At 60.0% G+C, this 18,237-nt stretch carries 13 protein-coding genes; 6 read left to right on the top strand and 7 right to left on the bottom strand.

The window, feature by feature from the left end:
* Positions 1 to 50 precede the first annotated feature (50 nt).
* Positions 51 to 746: a response regulator gene (locus JFU47_RS31015; RefSeq protein WP_201188086.1), complete on the top strand. Its 696-nt coding sequence runs from the start codon at positions 51 to 53 to the stop codon at positions 744 to 746.
* Here JFU47_RS31015 and JFU47_RS31010 read toward each other — a convergent pair whose 3' ends face one another.
* Positions 747 to 2,234: a sensor histidine kinase gene (locus tag JFU47_RS31010; RefSeq protein ID WP_201188084.1), complete on the bottom strand. Its 1,488-nt coding sequence runs from the start codon at positions 2,232 to 2,234 to the stop codon at positions 747 to 749.
* A 73-nt stretch (positions 2,235 to 2,307) separates the two neighbouring features.
* Here JFU47_RS31010 and JFU47_RS31005 point away from each other — a divergent pair, with 73 nt between their 5' ends.
* On the top strand, positions 2,308 to 8,259 hold the full coding sequence (locus JFU47_RS31005; protein WP_201188082.1) for a peroxidase family protein: 5,952 nt from the start codon (positions 2,308 to 2,310) through the stop codon (positions 8,257 to 8,259).
* A gap of 66 nt (positions 8,260 to 8,325) precedes the next feature.
* On the opposite strand, the gene JFU47_RS31000 is transcribed toward JFU47_RS31005, so the two are convergent.
* The 5 genes from JFU47_RS31000 to JFU47_RS30980 all read right to left on the bottom strand — a co-directional run bounded on the left by JFU47_RS31000 (position 8,326) and on the right by JFU47_RS30980 (position 13,144).
* Positions 8,326 to 9,027 (bottom strand): VIT1/CCC1 transporter family protein, encoded by a 702-nt coding sequence (locus JFU47_RS31000; RefSeq protein ID WP_201188080.1) that lies wholly within the window; start codon positions 9,025 to 9,027, stop codon positions 8,326 to 8,328.
* A 69-nt stretch (positions 9,028 to 9,096) separates the two neighbouring features.
* On the bottom strand, positions 9,097 to 10,062 hold the full coding sequence (locus JFU47_RS30995) for an FAD:protein FMN transferase (protein ID WP_201188534.1): 966 nt from the start codon (positions 10,060 to 10,062) through the stop codon (positions 9,097 to 9,099).
* Positions 10,052 to 12,232: a PepSY domain-containing protein gene (locus JFU47_RS30990; RefSeq protein ID WP_201188078.1), complete on the bottom strand. Its 2,181-nt coding sequence runs from the start codon at positions 12,230 to 12,232 to the stop codon at positions 10,052 to 10,054. The genes JFU47_RS30995 and JFU47_RS30990 overlap by 11 nt, the downstream gene beginning before the upstream one ends.
* A 25-nt stretch (positions 12,233 to 12,257) precedes the next feature.
* Entirely contained in the window at positions 12,258 to 12,728 is a 471-nt protein-coding gene (locus JFU47_RS30985; protein ID WP_201188076.1) for a DUF2271 domain-containing protein, read from the bottom strand.
* Between the two features lie 92 nt (positions 12,729 to 12,820).
* Entirely contained in the window at positions 12,821 to 13,144 is a 324-nt protein-coding gene (locus JFU47_RS30980; RefSeq protein WP_033060166.1) for a PepSY domain-containing protein, read from the bottom strand.
* Positions 13,145 to 13,276: 132 nt separating this feature from the next.
* Here JFU47_RS30980 and JFU47_RS30975 point away from each other — a divergent pair, with 132 nt between their 5' ends.
* The 4 genes from JFU47_RS30975 to JFU47_RS30960 all read left to right on the top strand — a co-directional run bounded on the left by JFU47_RS30975 (position 13,277) and on the right by JFU47_RS30960 (position 17,451).
* The gene (locus JFU47_RS30975) at positions 13,277 to 13,936 is read left to right on the top strand and encodes a response regulator transcription factor (RefSeq protein WP_046815239.1); all 660 of its coding nucleotides are present in this window, start codon (positions 13,277 to 13,279) and stop codon (positions 13,934 to 13,936) included.
* Positions 13,933 to 15,276 (top strand): HAMP domain-containing sensor histidine kinase, encoded by a 1,344-nt coding sequence (locus JFU47_RS30970; RefSeq protein WP_201188074.1) that lies wholly within the window; start codon positions 13,933 to 13,935, stop codon positions 15,274 to 15,276. The genes JFU47_RS30975 and JFU47_RS30970 overlap by 4 nt, the downstream gene beginning before the upstream one ends.
* A gap of 596 nt (positions 15,277 to 15,872) precedes the next feature.
* Entirely contained in the window at positions 15,873 to 16,520 is a 648-nt protein-coding gene (locus JFU47_RS30965) for a hypothetical protein (protein ID WP_201188072.1), read from the top strand.
* Between the two features lie 247 nt (positions 16,521 to 16,767).
* Complete coding sequence (locus JFU47_RS30960; protein ID WP_140683649.1) at positions 16,768 to 17,451, top strand: phosphoribosyltransferase; 684 nt, start codon at positions 16,768 to 16,770, stop codon at positions 17,449 to 17,451.
* A gap of 1 nt (position 17,452) precedes the next feature.
* Here JFU47_RS30960 and JFU47_RS30955 read toward each other — a convergent pair whose 3' ends face one another.
* Positions 17,453 to 18,208: an SDR family oxidoreductase gene (locus tag JFU47_RS30955; protein WP_140683652.1), complete on the bottom strand. Its 756-nt coding sequence runs from the start codon at positions 18,206 to 18,208 to the stop codon at positions 17,453 to 17,455.
* Positions 18,209 to 18,237: the final 29 nt, after the last annotated feature.

The following is an 18,237-nucleotide window of genomic DNA, read 5'->3' as shown; positions in this document are numbered from 1 at the left end:
CTGCTATTAATCAATGGGTGTTCGAGTACTTGGCCTCCCGGGAGCGCGTCATGAACCCTTTTATCCGTATTGGCATTGCCGATGATCATCCGCTGTTGCGTGAAGGTGTTGCCAATACGCTGAGGAAAAGGGCTGACCTGCAAGTCGTCGAGCAGGGCGCCAGCGCGGACGATGCTCGAGATATCGCACAGCGAATGAGGCCGGATGTGATGCTGATGGACGTCAATATGCCGGGCGACGTGTTTGGCTCGGTACGGTTCATTTCCACGCACCTGCCGGATGTAAAGGTGTTGATGCTCACGGTGTCCGAGTCAGAGGATGACGCTTATTCAGCACTGGAAGCGGGCGCGCGCGGCTATGTATTGAAAGGCGTCAGCGGGCCGGACCTGGTGCTGGCGATCCGGTCGATCGCCAGGGGCGAAACTTATATCACCCCCGAGTTTGCCAATAAGTTGCTGAGCAACTTCAAGAAGCATGAAGCCGAAGTTCGCAAGATCGACCTCACCCATCGAGAGGAACAGATCATTCGTGAGGTCTCAAAGGGCCTGACCAATAAGGAAGTGGCATCAAAGCTGTTGATCAGCGAAAAAACCGTCAAGTACTACATGACCTGCGTGATGCAGAAGCTGCACGCACGCAATCGTGTCGAGGCGGTAACGGCCCTTCGCCGTTATTGGGAGCGCGAGGCCGTAGGTCGCCTGCACATAGGGGTGGGTACTCACGTAGATGCCCAAGGTGGGTCCTAACTAGAGCTTGAATTGTGCATTCACCAATGTGCCAGCGATGGACGATTCGATGCTGAACAGCCCGCCCAAAGATTCAACACGATAGCGCAAACCGGCCAGCCCCAGTCGGGTTCTGCCCTCTGTCTCGACCACCATGGCGTCAGCCGCCATGCCCGGCCCACTGTCTTTGACGCTGATGAATAAAAACCCGTCAATGTAATCGGCGGTGATGGCCTGGCCTTGGCCCTGGGCATGGCGGTAGGCGTTGTTGAGGGTTTCCTGCACAAACCGGTAAAGACAGAGTTTGAGTGGCAGTGACGCAACCTCGGGCAGCGGCCCCAGCGTTAATTTGACCTTGGTGCCGGTGCGTTGCTCGTGTCGCTGCGCCACCAGTTGCAACTCCTCCGGCAGACTCAGGTCATTGATTTCCGGAAGTGCCAACCCCCGCGACAGTTCCCGCACCTCACGTAACGCATCGGTAGCGGCGCCGCGGATGGTTTCCAGGGACTCCTGATCGACCGCCGTGCAGTTTTCAGCCAGGTCATCGAGGCGGATCAGAATCAGCGTCAGCAATTGTGCCGGGCCATCGTGCAGGTCCGCTCCGATACGGCGCAGGGTGAGCTCGTTGATGCGTGAAAACTCTTGAGTCGCCGTGGTCATCTTGCGCTGAAGCACGGCATTGCTGATGTGCAACCGGGTTTGCTCCAGCAGTCTTAATCGCAACGCTACTTGCTGGCGCTGGATGATCTTGTCGCCGCGTCGAACCAGGAAGAACAGCAACGTCAACATCGCCAGCGTTGCGGCCCCGACGACCATCCACACTTGCTGGCGGATCCGGTTGATTTCCTGCTCCAGGCTTGCCGCCATTTCATAGAATTCGCCCACCGCGATGATTTTCCCGGTGTTGAACTCTCGCAGCGGCGCATAAATTTCATAGAGCGGCACGTTCAGCTTTCGCTCGAATTTGTTCTCTTCCTGATCCAGGTTCTCAAGGTCGGTGACCACGTTGCCCTTGAGCGCATCGGCGATTTCATCCATCGGGAATTTGCGATTGGTGATGGATTTGTCGGTGCTGTAAACCACCGTGCCATCCACGCGCCAGATCTTGATCGAGACGATGTGACGTTTCAGCGAACGGCTCTCCATCAGGTGGTCCAGGGATTCGATGCTTGAGTCCGACAATCCGTTATCGCGACTCATCTCCTGAACGTAGGGTTCCAGAAACGCCTCCATGTAGTGGGCACCGGCTTCTGCTGCGCTTTGCACAGCAGCCCGCTCTATTCGCGCACTCACCAGTTTGCCGACAAAAAACATCGTCAGTCCCAGGATCAGTGCGGCGGCAATCACGAACTGCGTAGAACGGCCGAGGTTGCGCGCCCGGGTCTTGAACCGGGTGCGCCAGATAGCCTTGCGGCCACCCTCGTTAACCGGGGGAGGCTCGACCAAAGTCTCAATCTGATCGCCGACAAAAGTCTCGTTTTTTGATTCGACTTTTGCATCTTTTGCCATTGATTCGGTTCCCTGATCATCGTGATAAGTCGGTTAGTAAACCCTGCAACTCAATGGATATCTGGAGATTGCCATGTATGAGCTAAAGCGCTTCACCCTCAATCAAAACGATATTTCGTTTCTTGAGCAGCAGGTTACGTTTCCGACCATTCATGTCGTGGGTTATAACGCCTCCGGTGATCCGCTTTACGGTTACAGCGGTTCGGACGGCAATGTCCATATGCTCGGGATTCTCGGCAGTTTCAACCCGCTGGATATCCCGGCCGGCGAAACCCGCTGGTACAACGGCGCGCGGGACCCGATCGGCTTACGCGATGTCTCCGGCCACTTCAACAACCTGACCCAGGACGGTCAGGCCTGGGGTAGCTTCGGTCAGAACTTCATTCGCCTGACCCACTCGGACTACACGCACTACGTACATCAGAACCTGGATAACGCTGCGTTGGCAGGGCCGGGCGTTCCTGTCGGCGCCACGCCCATGACTGACAGTAGTTCACTGTATAGCGATCCGACAGCTTCGCTGGTGGACTACACCCCCCGGATGATCAGCCAGACCATCGTCAGTGGTGGGGTGACCTTCGCCACCGATGCCAACGGGCATATCCAGCACACCGCCACGGGCGTGGCGATCGTCACTAATCCGGGCATCCTCGGCACCATTGGCGAAGTCGATACCACCTCGCCGGACTCCGGCCAGTACTACATTCGCAACCAGAACACCGTTAGCGGCGACCCGTCGACAACCGGCTGGTTCACCTTGTTCGGGCAGTTTTTCGACCACGGGCTGGACTTCATCAACAAGCCCAATCAGAACGCCACGATCACCATTCCCCTGGCACCGAATGATCCGTTGTACGGCTCGATTGGCCCGGACGGGCAGCCGGTTTATTCGATCAAGGTGCACCGCGCCTCGGTCAGCGAAGTGGACGGGCAAGGCCAGGCGCAATACGTCAACCTCGACTCGCCGTACATCGATCAGAACCAGACTTACGGCTCCAACGACGCCGTGACCCAATTGCTGCGGCAGTGGGTGGCGGACCCGAATCACCCTGGCCAGTTCATCGCCGGGGCGGCGCTGTTCGACGGCACGACCTTGAGTGACGAAGCCGCCTGGACCCTCAACGGCGTGCTGACCCACCAGACCCTGCCGACCCTGAGTGAACTGCGTGCCCATGTGCTGGCCACCGGTCGTGACGACCTGACCTGGGACGACATCGCCAACTTCCGCGTCCGGGATGCCAACGGCCATGTGCTGGATGCCGACCCGAACACCGCCGGCGTGCAAGTGGTGTATACCCGCGAAGCGATCCTGCTGGACATGAACCCGCACTTCGACGATGTGCATATCGATCAAGCGAAGCTGATGTCGCTGGATGCGCACATCACCAGCATCACCTTCGATGCGAACAACCCTTATGGCATGGTCATCACCTACGACAACTCCGGGCCGAAGAATCTGTTCAGCTTCGTCAACTTTGCCGACTTCTCCATCAGCGCTGCGCCCGGCAGTGCCGATTTTGCGGTGGCCAACGAGTTGCTGCTGCAATCGGTGGGCGACCACTACATTGCCGGTGACGGTCGGGTGAACGAAAACTTCGGCCTGACCGCGATTCACCACGTCTTCCACGAAGACCACAACGTGCAACTGATCAACCTGCAGAACGAAGTGCTGGGGCAGACCGACGTCAATGTGCGGCACAACTGGCAGGTACAGGTGAGCAACGGCAGCGGCGGTTTTTACACCGATGCCAACGGCAACTTCACCCTGGCCGATGGCGTGACGGTGTCCTGGGATCAGGACAAGCTGTTCTACGCCGCCAAGCTGACCGTGGAAATGGAATACCAGCACGTCGCGATTGACCAGTACGCCCGGTTGATCACTCCGGACCTGCCAGAGTTCGTGACTTACGACTCGGGCATCAACGCCAACATTTCGCTGGAATACGGCCAGGCGGCGTTCCGCTTCGGCCACTCGCAACTGCGCGAAACCATCGATGCCCTGGAGAAAAATGCCAGTGGCGGCTACGACTTGACCGGCGCGATTACCCACTATGCGCTGGAGCAGGCCTTTCTCAACCCTGGCGGTTTCGCCGATATCGGGCCGACGGCTATTGCGTTGGGCATGACCCGGCAGATCAGCAACGAAATCGATGAGTTCGTCACCCCGGCCCTGCAACAAGGCTTGCTCGGTCAGCCACTGGATCTGGCGACCATCAACCTGGCCCGTGGCCGCGACCTGGGCCTGCCGACCCTGAACCAGGCGCGTCAGCAGATTCACGATGCTCTGATTGCCGAGCGGGCGTCGCCGGCCGGTGCGCAGCATCACACCAACCTGATCGTGGACGGCCTGACGCCCTATACCAGCTGGAGTGACTTCGCCAACAACATGATTCACCCCGAATCCCTGGTGAACTTCATCGCCGCGTACTCTTTCGACGGTGACAAGGCCCACGCACAGGCGATCATCGATGCTGATGTCTCGGGCGTCACCGTCACCTATGCCGGTGGCAGCGTCACGGCCGAACAGGCCGCGTATTTCCTTTCCGGTGCGGCGGATGCCAACGGCAATCATGTGGCCGGTTACGACGGCTACAACGCGATCGATCTGTGGATCGGCGGCCTGGCGGAAAAACACGTCTACACCGGACAACTGGGCACCACCTTCAACGCCATCTTCGAGGATCAGATGGAACGGTTGATGGACGGTGACCGTTTCTACTACCTGTTCCGCCTTGACCTCGGCTTGCCGGCGATGACCAACCTCAACGAGCAGGTGGTGACCGAGCAGTTCAAGGACATCATTGAGCGCACCACCGACGCTCGGCACCTGGCCGGTGATGTATTCGGTTACGCCGACAGCTACATCGAACTGAGCAACACCGACTCCGGCGCCAGTGCGACGGCGTACAAGAGCGAGCACAAGTACGGCACGCTGATCGCGGCCAACCACGTGGGCGTTTACTCGAGTGGCGGTACGGGCGGGATCGGCGGTAACGGTCTGCTGATGAGCCTGACCAATCCGGAAACGCATACCGCTCAAACCTATATCCGTGACTATCGTCCGGACCAGGGCGAGAACCCCGATGGCACCGCAGCAGTGGGCTACAACTCCCACGAAGTATTGTCTGGCACCGACTACAACGACTGGCTCGATGCCGGTGACGGTGACGATACGATCTACGGCGAAGGCGGCGACGACATCCTGGATGGCAAGGCCGGTGCCGACCATATCTACGGCGGCGACGGCAACGACGTGATCTATGGCGGTGATATCGAAGACTTCCTCGATGGCGGGGAAGGGGACGACACCATCTATGCCGGGACCAGCGCCGGTGCCCTCGATGTGGTGATTGGCGGTAACGGCAATGACCATCTCTACGGTGAAGCCGGGATCGACGAGCTGTACGGTGGCGCCGGCAATGACTACATCGATGCCGGTGGCGACACGGACCTGGTGCATGGCGGTGATGGCAGCGACGAAATCTACGGCGGCGACGGCCCGGACATTCTGTTCGGGGAGGACGGCGACGACATTATTTCCGGCGGCTCAACCGGCGACCAGGAGTTTGGCGGTGTCGGTGACGACATTTTGCTGCCGGGCCTGGGTGGCGCACCCGGTCAGGGTGACGGTGATGAAGCCCTTGGCGATGTGGGCTTCGACATTGCCGCCTTTAGCGATGTGAACATTGCGCTGGACGCGGCAGCAGACCTCAACAATCAGAACATCGTGGCGGCACCGGGCACTTCAGTGCTGTTCCAGCCGTTCAACGCCTTGCTGACCGACATTGAAGGCCTGGTCGGTTCACGCTTCAGCGATAGCCGCGCGAACACGGTCACCCCGGCCAATCCTTTGGCGGGCCTGATCGGTAACGCCACGGAGAACTGGTTGATTGGCGGCAGCGGTGACGATGTGTCTCAGGGCAACGGCGGCAATGACGTGATTGTCGGCGACTCGATCAAGCTTGCCGATCTGAATCACCTGCTCGCCAGTCAAGGGTTTTCCGAGCATTTCACCGGTCTGCAAGCCGCCCGCCCCGACTTCATTCTGGGTGACAACCATCAAGCAGCCGGCACCGCTGATGGTGCGGCGGACACGGCGATATACTCGGGTAACTACGCCAATTACAGCATCACCAAGTTCACCGACACCCGGCCGGGTGGCGAGTTGATCACGGCGTTCAAAGTGGTGGATTTGCGGGTCGGTGCGGCTAACATCGATGGCACCGATATCGTGATCGGTGTTGAGAAACTTCGCTTCGCCGACCGCACGGTCAATCTGAGCATCACCAATCATCTGCCGACCGGTAATGTGGTGCTATCGGGTTATGCCACCGCACCTACCACCCCAAGTCGTCCGGTGCCCGCCCAATACCGGCTGACCGCCAACACCTCGGCCATCCAGGACGCCGATGGCTTGCCTGGGCCGAGCGGGTTCTCCTATCAGTGGCAAGCACTGGTGGGGGCGACCTGGTTGAGTATCGCCGGGGCGAATGCTTCGACCTTTGCACCGACCTCGGCGCAGTTCGGCCAGCAGCTGCGGGTCATCACCACTTACACCGACAACAACGGCACGGTGGAACAACTGACGTCAGACCCGTCGGAGGCGGTGGGGCGCTTCATCGAGGGCACTAACTCATTCTTCTTCGGTGATACGCTTACCGGCACCAGCTATCAGGACATCCTGTTGGGCTACTCGGGCAATGATGTTCTCAACGGCGGGCTGGGTTCCGACTTGCTGGATGGCGGCGCCGGTAACGATACGATGCGCGGCAACGCTGGCAATGACGTCTACATGGTCGATGCCAATGGCGATGTGGTTCAGGAGAATCTGAACGAAGGCACCGACACCGTCATGTCCTCGGTCAGCTACACCCTGGGTGCCAACGTCGAGAACCTGACCTTGCTGGGCTCGAACAACATCAACGGTACCGGTAACGCGCTGGACAACGTGATCCATGGCAACAGCGGTAACAACCAACTCAGCGGGCTGGCCGGCAACGACACGGTCTTTGGTGAGGCAGGCAACGACACGATGCTGGCTTCGCTGAACGACGGCAACGACCACTATGACGGTGGTTCGGGCACCGATACCTATGATTTGTCTGCCACTTCGGCCGCGGCGACGGTTGATTTACTCGTCGGCACTTCAACCAGCAGCCAAACCGGCAACGATTCCCTGACCGGGATCGAGAACGTCACCGGCAGCGCTGGCGATGATCACATTCAGGGCGATGGCGTGAGCAACGTGTTGCAAGGCCAGGGCGGCAATGACTGGATGGACGGTGGCAGCGGCGACGACACCCTGGTCGGTGGGCAAGGCCTGGACAGCCTGTTCGGTGGCCTTGGCAATGACACCTTCCGGGCGTCGGTCAATGACGGTAACGACAGCTACGACGGCGGTGGCGACACCGATACCTACGACTTGTCAGGGACCTCGGCCAACGCCACGGTCAACTTGTCCACTGGCCTGGCCAGCAGTTCGCAAACCGGTAACGATACGTTGACTGGCGTCGAAAATGTCATCGGCAGCAGCGGCACCAACAGCCTGACCGGCGACAACGCCAATAACGCGCTGACCGGGCAGGGCAGCATCGACACTTTGAGTGGTGGTGGCGGTGCCGACACCTTGACCGGCAATGGCAACCGCGACACCTTGACCGGCGGTGCGGGGGCGGACATGTTTGTGTTCAGCTCGATCAATGACTCGGGCACTTCGGCCGCAAGCCGTGACGTGATCACGGATTTCTTGCACGGAACTGACCATATCGATCTCACCCTGATCGATGCCCGGACCTCCGGCGCCGGTTCCGCCGGTAATCAGGACTTCACCTTCCTCGGCGAGTGGAATGGCGCTGGCAACGAGTTCAGTAACCAGGCGCAATTGAAGTACCACTTCGTCAATGTCGGCGGGGTCGATCACACGTATGTGGAGGGCAATGTAAACAGCGGTAATGGTGCCGATTTCCAAATTGATCTGGTCGGGCATGTCGCCCTGACAGCGAGCGATTTCGTCGGCGTGGTTTAAGTCGTCAATCCTTAAAGGGCGCCCCTTCGTCTAGCGGGCGCCCTTCGTTTTTGGAGGACGCACCCGCTAGACCACTGCGCCAAACAAGTGCCCCACCAGTGCCGTAATCCCCATGGCCAGAGCCCCCCAGAATGTCACCCGCCAGGCGCCGGTCATGATTTTGGCCCCGCCTGCTTTGGCGGCAATGGCGCCCAATGTCCCAAGAAACACCAATGACATGGCCGATATCCAGGTCCCGACGCTGTGCTGCGGCGCGAAGAAAGTCACGGCCAGAGGCAACGCGGCACCCACCACGAAACTGGCGGCGGAGGCCATGGCGGCCTGCAAGGGTTTGGCGGTGAGGGTGGCGCTGATGCCCAACTCGTCCCGGGCGTGAGAGCCCAGTGCGTCATGGGCCATCAATTGATCGGCCACTTGATGCGCCAGTTCGGGTGATACGCCGCGATGCATGTAGATGTTGGCGAGCTCGATGTGTTCGGCTTTCGGGTCGCTCGCCAGTTCTGCCCGTTCGCGTGACAGATCGGCCCGCTCGGTATCGGCCTGGGAGTGCACGGAAATGTACTCGCCAGCGGCCATGGACATGGCGCCGGCCATCAGCCCCGCCATACCGGTGACCAGCAACGTGGCGTGGCTGGCGTTGGCGGCCGCGACGCCGATCAGCAGGCTGGCGGTAGAAACAATTCCATCGTTGGCCCCAAGGACGGCGGCGCGTAGCCAGCCGATACGATCGCTTCGGTGTGCCTCGGTGTGCCTGTGCATGAATTTCATTGTTTAACGGGACTCCCTGTCATTGGGCGGTTCAAGTAGGACGGGTTCCGAGCGGTCCGGCAATCGGCGTCAGCGGGTTTCAATCTGCGCCTGCAACTGGCCGCCGACAATGGATATTTCTTTGAACTGTTCACCCTCGCGCAGCACGAACAACGCGTCCATCCCGCGTTCCTGAGCCAGACGCGGGCCCTCGGTTTCGCCCAGGACCATCAGCGCCGTGGCCCAGGCATCGGCGAGCATGCACGAGGCCGCCACCACTGTGACGGCGGCGAGCGGGTTGCACAGCGGCGCGCCGGTGGCCGGGTTCATGGTATGAGCATAGGACTGACCGGCCACGTCCACCCAATGTCGATAGTCCCCGGAGGTCGCGATAGCGGCATCGCCAAGTTCCATCACGCCCATGACTTCACGCACGCCCCGGTTGGGCTTTTCCAGGGCCACGGCCCAGCACTGGCCGTCAGGTTTGAAGCCTCGGGCGCGCATCTCGCCATCGATGCCGACCAGGTAGCGGTTGATGCCCAAACCCTCCAGGCAACGAGCCAGTTCATCCACGCCAAAACCTTTGGCGATGCCACTCAAATCAAGGTTCAGCGGCACGCGCTTGCGCACCTGATTGCGTTGCGGGTCAACCACCAACGCGGCGCTGGCCAACAGCCGGGCGCTTGGCGCAATCGTGCCGATCGCCTGCTCTGTGACCGTCTGCTCTCCGGGGCCGAAGCCCCAGGCGTTAACCAGATCACCGACAGCGATGTCGAAAGCGCCGCCGGATTGCTGACTGACGCGCAATGCAGCAGACAGCACCGTGGCCAGTTCCTTGGGCACCGACACCCATTCCTGCTCGGGGGCGGCGTTGAGGCGGTTGAGGTCCGAGTCGGGTTTCCAGGTGGACATTTGCTGGTCCACCCGGCCCACGGCGCGCGCCAGGCGATGGCCAACGTCGTCGGTATCGATCCCGGCCCCGGCATAAAACAGGGCGGTGTAGCGGGTGCCCATGGTTTCGCCGTTCAGGCTATAGCGCTGCAACTCAGTAGACATCTTCACGGTAGCGTCCTTGTGCCTTGAGGGTCAGCACACTCAGGTTCAGAGGCGCCAACACTTCATCGAGGGCCTGCATCACGCCTTTGGCCATTTCACGGCTGCCACACACCAGCACCTGGGCACCTTTTTCAATCAGTCGGCGCAAGGCCAGGGCATCGCTGATCAGCCGGTCTTGCACGTAGCTGCGGTCCTGAACCTGAGAGAAGGCGGCGCGCAGTGCCGTGAGGCGTCGGTCCGACAAGTATTGGTTGAGCTCCGGTTCATAGAGAAAATCCGAGGCCGGGTTGCGCCCGCCCCAATACAGGTGCATCGGGTGACGGGCCTTGTTGTTGCGGATAAAACCGGCCAGAGGACCGATGCCGGTACCGGCGCCGATCAGGATCACCGGGTGCGTGCCCGATGCCGGACGAAATTGCGGGTTGGGCTGGATAAAGGCTTCGATTTGCGCGCTGATGTCCAGGCCATGAAGGAATTCCGAGCACATGCCACCGTTGTGTTTACGCACACAGATCTCCAGCACGCCGTCCTCGGAACCGCTGGCCAGTGAGTAGAAACGCGGGATCGGGCTGCCCGGGGGCAGAATCCCGACCAGGTCGCCGGCCAGAAACTCCGGCAGCTCACCGCAGGCTTTGAAACGCAGTACGTGGGTCGGCGCATTCACCTGTTCGCCATAGGCAATCCGCTCTGTCAGCTGCAATTGATGCGTACGCGGCTGCTGCGGGGTGTGAACCAGCGTCAGGTCCTGCCCCAGTACTTCGCCCAACGCGAGGCCCCAGCGCGCAAACTCCTGAGAGGATTGGCGGTTGACGGTTTCCAGCTCCAGCAACGGCGAGCCACCGGCCTGCAACATCGCGTCCTGCACCTGATGGGCGTACTGACAGAACTGCGCAAACTGGCGGTCGCCCAGGCCCAGCACCGCAAAGGGCAGGCCGGGCTTGAGGCCGGTTTTGGCCATCCGCGCCAGGAACTGCGAAGCCGAGGCCGGCGCATCGCCGTCACCGTGGGTCGCGGTGAGGATGAACACCCGTTGGGCATTGCGGTAATCGCCCACCCATTCATTCATCGCCGCGCTGTGCACCTGTTGGCCACTCTGGTGCAAGGCGTCGTGCAAGGTTTTGGCAAAACCCCAGGTGCTGTTGTTTTCGCTGCCCACCAGAATCACGCTGTCGGCGGAGTGGGCAGGGCTGTTGTGGCGGATGTTCGGGCCAGCCTTGCGGCGGCGCCACCACAACAGGATGCCGGTCACGCTCATCAACGGTACGCAGAGGGCGCAGAGCCCCAGCGGCAGGCCCAGCCACCAGAGGCCTTCGCCGGTGTGCAACTGATAGATCAATTCGTAGAGGTTGTGCATCGAGTCGTGGGCTTGATAGGACAGCAAAGCGCCACTGGCCTGATCCACGTAGCCGTCGCCCTGGGCCGTGCGCAGGGAAAACACATCGCGCGGGTTGCCGGGGCTCGGGTAGACCAGCTCGCGCAGGTCGTTCAGGTCGGTGGCCTGCAAGGCTTGCAGCTTCGCCACCGGCAAGGCCGGGCCGGTGCTGACGTGGGCGGGGAAGGCGGGTTCACTCTGACTGCCGTCGGCGATAAAACCAAAAGTGGTGGCGGACATGTAGAGCCCGCTCAATGCCGACAGCAGCAGCCCGAGCAAGGCCAGTCGCCCGACTTCAGCATGCCAGCGCTGGCTGAAAGTGCCCCGCAGTGGCCGCAGCAGGTTGCGCCAGCCGCCCAGGCGCCGGGCCAGCAATAGCGCGCCGGACACCGACAGCATCAGCATGAACAGGGCGCCGACACCCGACACCCCATGGCCCGGGGTGCCAAGGAACAGCGAGCGGTGCAGGTCTTTCACCCAGCGGGAGAACGCGGATGGCTCGTAAGGGGCGAGGCCTTGGCCGGTCAATGGGTCGACCTTTTCCGCCCCGGCCTGGCCGTTCTGGTTGTAGTAGACGATCACCGTGCCGGACGCTGAGCGCTGGATCTGCTCCACGCCCGGAAAGTGGCTGGCAACGCGCCCGGCCAGTTGGCCGACGTTGAGTTGTCCGGCAGGAGTGGACGTGCTGTGCAGGCGTTCCAGCGCCGGGTCGACAGACAGGATCGCGCCGCTGATGGCCAATAACATGACCAACAGGGCGGCGATCAGGCCGGGAAGGGAATGGAACTGACGAAGCATGTTCAGCCTCCAGAGATGGCGGGTGCTACAGATCGTAAGTAAAGGAGTCGACGTAGGCACTGCCGGTCACCGGCTTGCCTGCGCCCTTGGACGTCAGGGGCACGCTGACATCGGCGCGGGCATCACGTTTGTCCTCGACGGCGCTGTCGATGCGGATCTGATACCCGGCATCAATCAGGGTGTCTGCCAGTTCGACGCTGACTTTGAGGGTGCGTCCGCTGCCGACACTGGCGCCGCTAACCCCATCGAACTCGCTCCGGTTCATCCCGCTGCCACGGGCCCAGTCACCCAGGTGCTTGTAGTACTTGGCCTTCTTGCCGGCCACCCAGAGGGTTTTCTGGTATTGGCCATTGGCGTCGGTGACGTAGATCGCCAGGTAGGCATCATTGCCGCTGTAGTCCTTGAGCTGTGTGGTCAAGGTCACTTCACGGGCCTGGGCCAGACCCGGCAGGGCAATGGCGCCGACGAGGCAGGTTGCTGCGATGATCTTTTTCATGGCGGTGTCCTTTTGATCGTTAGGTCGAGAGCCTGGACCTGCTTGCTGACAGCAACCTGAAACGCAGGAAAAACTCATCGACAGGTGAGGCGTCATTCGGTGAGCGGGCTGCCGAGGTAATCCCTGGCATCGCCGTCGTCGCGGAAATGGATCTCGAGTGTGTGCAGGCGCAGCGATGCCGGTGAATAGCTGGCTTCGATGGCATTGCCTTTGCGGTCTAACCCCTTGAGCTCGTAACAACCGTCGTCGACCTTGATGCGCTGCACGCTCCAGCCGTACTGCCGCTCGACCTGCTGACGCAAGGTTTCGCGCGGTTGCCAGTCGCTCACCGGGTCGCTGCAGTCGTCATCGGCCAGGGCGTAACCGCTGAGCAGCAGGCTCAACAGCGCGGCATTGGCAATAAAACCTGATTTCATGATCTGTCTCCTGCCGAGGTCGGCGTCTGTGGCATACCCTAAGGTGCATTCCTGACAACCAGCTGAATCTTCAGATTCACGTCAGGTAAGGCGATTAAGGTGCTGCATGACAACCATCACAGGAGGTGCCAGATGCGGGTTTTATTGGTCGAGGACGCACCAGGGTTGGGAGAGGCGGTGCGCGAACAGATCGCCGATGACGGCCACGCAGTCGATTGGGTGCAGCGCCTGGACCATGCGCGCAACAGCGTGCGCACCACGCCTTACGACCTGATCCTGCTGGACCTGATGCTCCCGGACGGTCGCGGTCTGGATTTTTTGCGACAGCAACGCTCGGCAGGGGACGTGACCCCGGTGATTATCCTGACTGCCCAGGATCAGATTTCCGATCGTATCGCTGGCCTCAACGCGGGCGCCGACGACTACCTGGTCAAACCGTTCGACCTGTTTGAACTCTCGGCCCGTGTGGCGGCGGTGGCCCGGCGTTATAGCGGCAACCCCAATCCGCAGATCAAGCTCGGTGATTTGCAGGTCGACATGAGTGCCCGTACGGTGCAGCGGGCCGGTGCGACGGTGGACCTCACGGCGCGGGAATGGGCGCTGTTCGAGGCGTTTGTGCAGCGCCCCAGCGCGCTGCTGTCCAAGTCGCAGCTAGAAGAACGGCTGTATGCCTTCGGCGCCGAAATCGAGAGCAATACCATCGAGGTCTATATCAGCCGTCTGCGTAAAAAACTCGGGCGCGACCTGATTGAAACCGTGCGGGGCATGGGCTATCGGTTGATGTCCGCATGAAGCCGTCGTCAAGCCTGCAAAAACGTCTCGGCCTGGGATTGACGTTGGGCACGACCTTACTGTGGCTGGCGGCGACCGTCGGCGCCTGGCTGGTGGTGCAACATGAATTGAACGAGGCGTTCGACAGCGCGCTGGAAGAGACCGCGCAGCGCATCCTGCCCCTGGCCGTGCTGGAAATCAGCAACCGGGAAAACCCCAGTGAGGCACAACATGTCGCCACCCTGAAAATGCACAAGGAATACCTGACGTATCTGGTGCGCGATGCCAAGGGCGAGATCCTGATGCAGTCCCACGACGCCAACCCGAAGATCTTCAATCAACAACCGGCCGAAGGCTTTTCAACCACTAAAAAATACCGTCTGTACGGCGCCAGTGCGCTGCGTGAGACGGTGTTTATCGAAATCGCCGAACCTCTGGAACATCGCCGTGAAGCCGCGCGGGAAGCGTTGCTTGCCTTGTTGTTGCCGTTATTGGCGCTGATTCCCATCAGCCTGTTTGGCACCTGGATGTTTGTGCGCATCAGCCTGCGCAGTGTATTGGCCTATCGTCGCGCCGTGGAGGCTCGCGGCGTGGGTGATCTGTCGCCGATCCACGTGGCGCGACTGCCGGCGGAAATCGCCCCGCTGGCCGAGGCGGTCAATCATCTGCTGGAGCGCTTGCGCAAGGCCTTGGAAACCGAGCGCAGCTTTACTGCCAACAGCGCCCATGAACTGCGCACGCCGCTGGCCGCGACCCTGGCGCAGATCCAGCGTTTGCATCACGAAGCGCCTGAAGGCCCGTTGCGGTTACGCGCGGCTAAAATCGAAACCTCGTTGCGCGAACTGACGCGGCTCTCGGAAAAACTCATGCAGCTGGCCAAGGCCGAGGGGGGTGGACTGTTGTCCGAAACGCCCCAGGACCTCATTCCGTTGTTGGCCCATGTGGTCGATGAGTGGAACCACAACAGTGGGCACCGGATCGAGTTGCACCTGCCAACCCAGACGAGCGTGTACTCGACAATTGATCCGGACGCCTTCGCCATCCTGCTGCGCAACCTGATCGAGAACGCGCTCAAGTATGGCGCCGCAGATCAACCGGTCGAAGTCAGTCTTACCGACCAGGCGCTGCTGCGGGTGGTCAATGGTGGCCCGCCGGTGCCCGAGGCGGTGTTGCAGCGACTTACCGAGCGCTTTGTGCGGGGCAATAGTGAAGCCAGCGGTTCAGGGTTGGGGTTGGCGATCGCCAAAACCATTGTGCAGGGCGTCAACGCGAAAATACGGCTGGTATCGCCGGCGACAGGTCGAACGGATGGATTCGAAGTCTGCGTCTGGTTTACGCTCGCGTCGACGGTCGAAGGCTGAGGGCGGTGCCGGACAGTGACATTAACTTGCTGTCCGGACGCTCGATAAAGTCAGTGGGTTTTTTAAGCGAAAGGTATGACTATTTAGTTGGTGTATCAGTCCTGAATGAGAGTGGATCGCTATTGCCATTGTTGTGCGCGTAGTCTCAACTTATGGATCCAATAAACACTGTTTTATGCTGATGTCATTCACCAGGCTAGTTACCGTGGGCGTTTCGGGGAGGTGCACGAATTACTGTGAGGAGAATATCTTTCACAATAACCACCGTTTGTCGGTAGTGTGCTCAAAAAATGAACATTCCGGGATCTCGGGCCTCTGATCCTTCAGCACGTCACCCAAGACCTGCTCCTGCAGCCGCAGAAAAGAAGTGGAAAATAAACCTCATGTGCATTGAATGCTAATGGGGATTTTTTTACCTGAAATTCAGGAGGCAATAAATAAGCCGGTCATTGATTTGCCAAGCTAATCAATGGGCTAAGCAGTGCCAGGTCGATGAGTTGGCATATCTTATAAAAGTAAGATCGCACAGGGTTTTGAAGCGTTGGATGCCCTGTTGAGTATCGATCTGTACTATCGAATAAGGTGGAGAAAGTACCGTGGCGATAAATACAATTATGAGCCTGCTAGAAAATAAAGAGTTTATGGAGTTTGTGCGGTTGGGCGTTATTTACGTTCATTTAGTGTCGTGTTGTGTGGCTATTGGTTTGGTATTAACCAGTGATGTTGCGATGGTCAGAGACTTGTTAAAACGCAAAACATTGACTGAACATGATAATGCTCACATGGAAAGTCTGCAGAAGTCTGTCATCGCTGCATTGATAGCGTTGTGGGTGACCGGTATCGCCGTCATCGGTATTGATTACCTGGAAAAAGGTACGGATTACTTTATGAATCCAAAGCTTCACGCCAAAGTAATTATTGTCGTGTTGCTGAGTTACAACGGCATCTTGTTGCATCGCCTGGTATTGCCCGCGCTGCAAAAGGCCGGCTCCTTGCTCAATCTCGGCTTCAGCGCACGGATGCTGGCGCTGTTCTGCGGCTCGCTGTCGGCGGTGTCCTGGATGTATGCGGCCATGCTGGGCGTCGGGCGCCCGCTGGCCTGGAAATACTCCCTTTCCGAACTGTTGATGGCGTATCCGGTACTGATTGCACTGGGTTTCCTGACGATGCTGGTTTTGACTCAGCGGGTGAAACTACAGGACCGCGTCGTTATTTCTCCACGGACAGTAGCGAGCGCATGTTAGGCCGGTTCAGTGTGTAAGCCTTAGGGCTTATTCGGAGCCTGACAGGGGCGACCTTCTTTATGCAGCTGACAATAAAAGCCTGCATCAGGGAGGTCGCTTTTTTTGAGTCATTCGCGCTGACGACGGCGATGGGATCGGCGGGCGCGTGCGTCATGGCTGAGCTTGCTGTCAGCCACCGTCAGACCGACAATCCTGAGTGAGCGTGTGATGCGAACCGACAGGCGTGATCGCCTGAGGAGGTTTTCAAATGAGTCCCTCATCGCCCACCCTTCTGCAGGACCGGGCCGCCGCCGGTCGACGTCTGGTGGAGCCGTTACTCAAATACGCGCATCGACCCGATGTCATCGTCCTTGCCTTGCCCCGAGGCGGTGTGCCGGTGGCCTATGAAGTGGCCACGGCCCTGGACGTTCGTCTGGACCTGATGCTGGTCCGCAAGTTGGGCGTTCCCTCTCATCAAGAGTTCGCCATGGGCGCCATCGCCAGCGGCGGCATACAAATCCTCAATGAACATGCGCTGCGGGTTCACCCGATTGACCCGGCCACGTTCGATGACGTGGTCGCACGGGAAACCCGCGAGCTGCTACGTCGCGAGCAGATTTACCGGGGAACGCGCGCGCCTGTGCAACTCAAGGATCAGGTGGTGATCCTGATCGACGACGGCCTGGCGACAGGCGCCTCGATGATGGCGGCGATCCACGCGGTGCGTGCGCACGCGCCGTCTCGCATCGTCGTCGCCGTGCCGGTGGCGCCGATTGAGACCGCGGAGGCGCTGCGCAGCGAGGTGGATGAGTTGATATGCCCGCTCATTCCCGACTGGATGATGTCGATCAGCCGTTGGTACATGGACTTTACCCAGACCTCGGATGCCGAGGTCATCAAGCTGTTGCAGCGGGCCTGGCTGCGGGAGTCCAGCGCCGCTCAGCACTGGTGACTCAAGAGGGATGCGACGTGTTCAGCCAGTCTTGAAACCGGGTCGCTCCGACAATGGGGCTATCGCCTGGCGTGAGGGACTTGTCATTGATCGATGCGCCGAAGTAAGGAACCGTGTCATCCGAAACGGCTTCGCGCGGGTCCTTGGTGTGTTTCAGGTACTCACTCACGAACTCGACAATGGGTCGGCGATCCGGCCCGGCCACTTCCACGGTCTGATTGATCGGCGCTTTTTGAGCGATAGCCGTCAGTGCGGCCGCGACATCGACCGAGGCCACCGGTTGCAGGGCTGCGGACGTTAAATGGATGGTGTTGCCGTCCTCGCGACCCGAGTAAGCAATGGCACCAATGAACTCGAAGAACTGCGTGGCCCGCAAGATGGTGTAGGGAATGCCCGAGGCCTTGATGAGTTTTTCCTGGGCCATTTTGGCCCGGAAGTAACCACTGTCGAGCATCCGTTCGGTGCCCACGACGGACAGGGTGACATGGTGTTTGGTGCCGGCTACCTTCTCGGCAGCGAACAGGTTATGCCCGGCGGTCTCAAAGAAATGCAACGCCGCGTGATCCTCGAATGAGGGGGAGTTGGCCACGTCGACCACCACGTCGGCGCCCTTGAGCGCGTCCGCCAGGCCTTCGCCGGTGATGACGTTGATGCCGGAACTCGGTGACGCTGATATGACTTCATGCCCCAGATCCTGGAGGTTCTTGCAGACTTTGCTGCCGATCAGCCCGCTTCCTCCGATGATGACGAATTTCATGGCCAGTCTCCCGACAGGGTGAGTTGGAC

The sequence above is a fragment of the Pseudomonas sp. TH39(2020) genome (genome assembly GCF_016650715.1).
In the GTDB taxonomy this organism is placed as follows: domain Bacteria; phylum Pseudomonadota; class Gammaproteobacteria; order Pseudomonadales; family Pseudomonadaceae; genus Aquipseudomonas; species Aquipseudomonas mandelii_C.
Note: the sequence above shows the minus strand (reverse complement) of the source record. Positions and strands in the feature narration are given on the sequence as shown.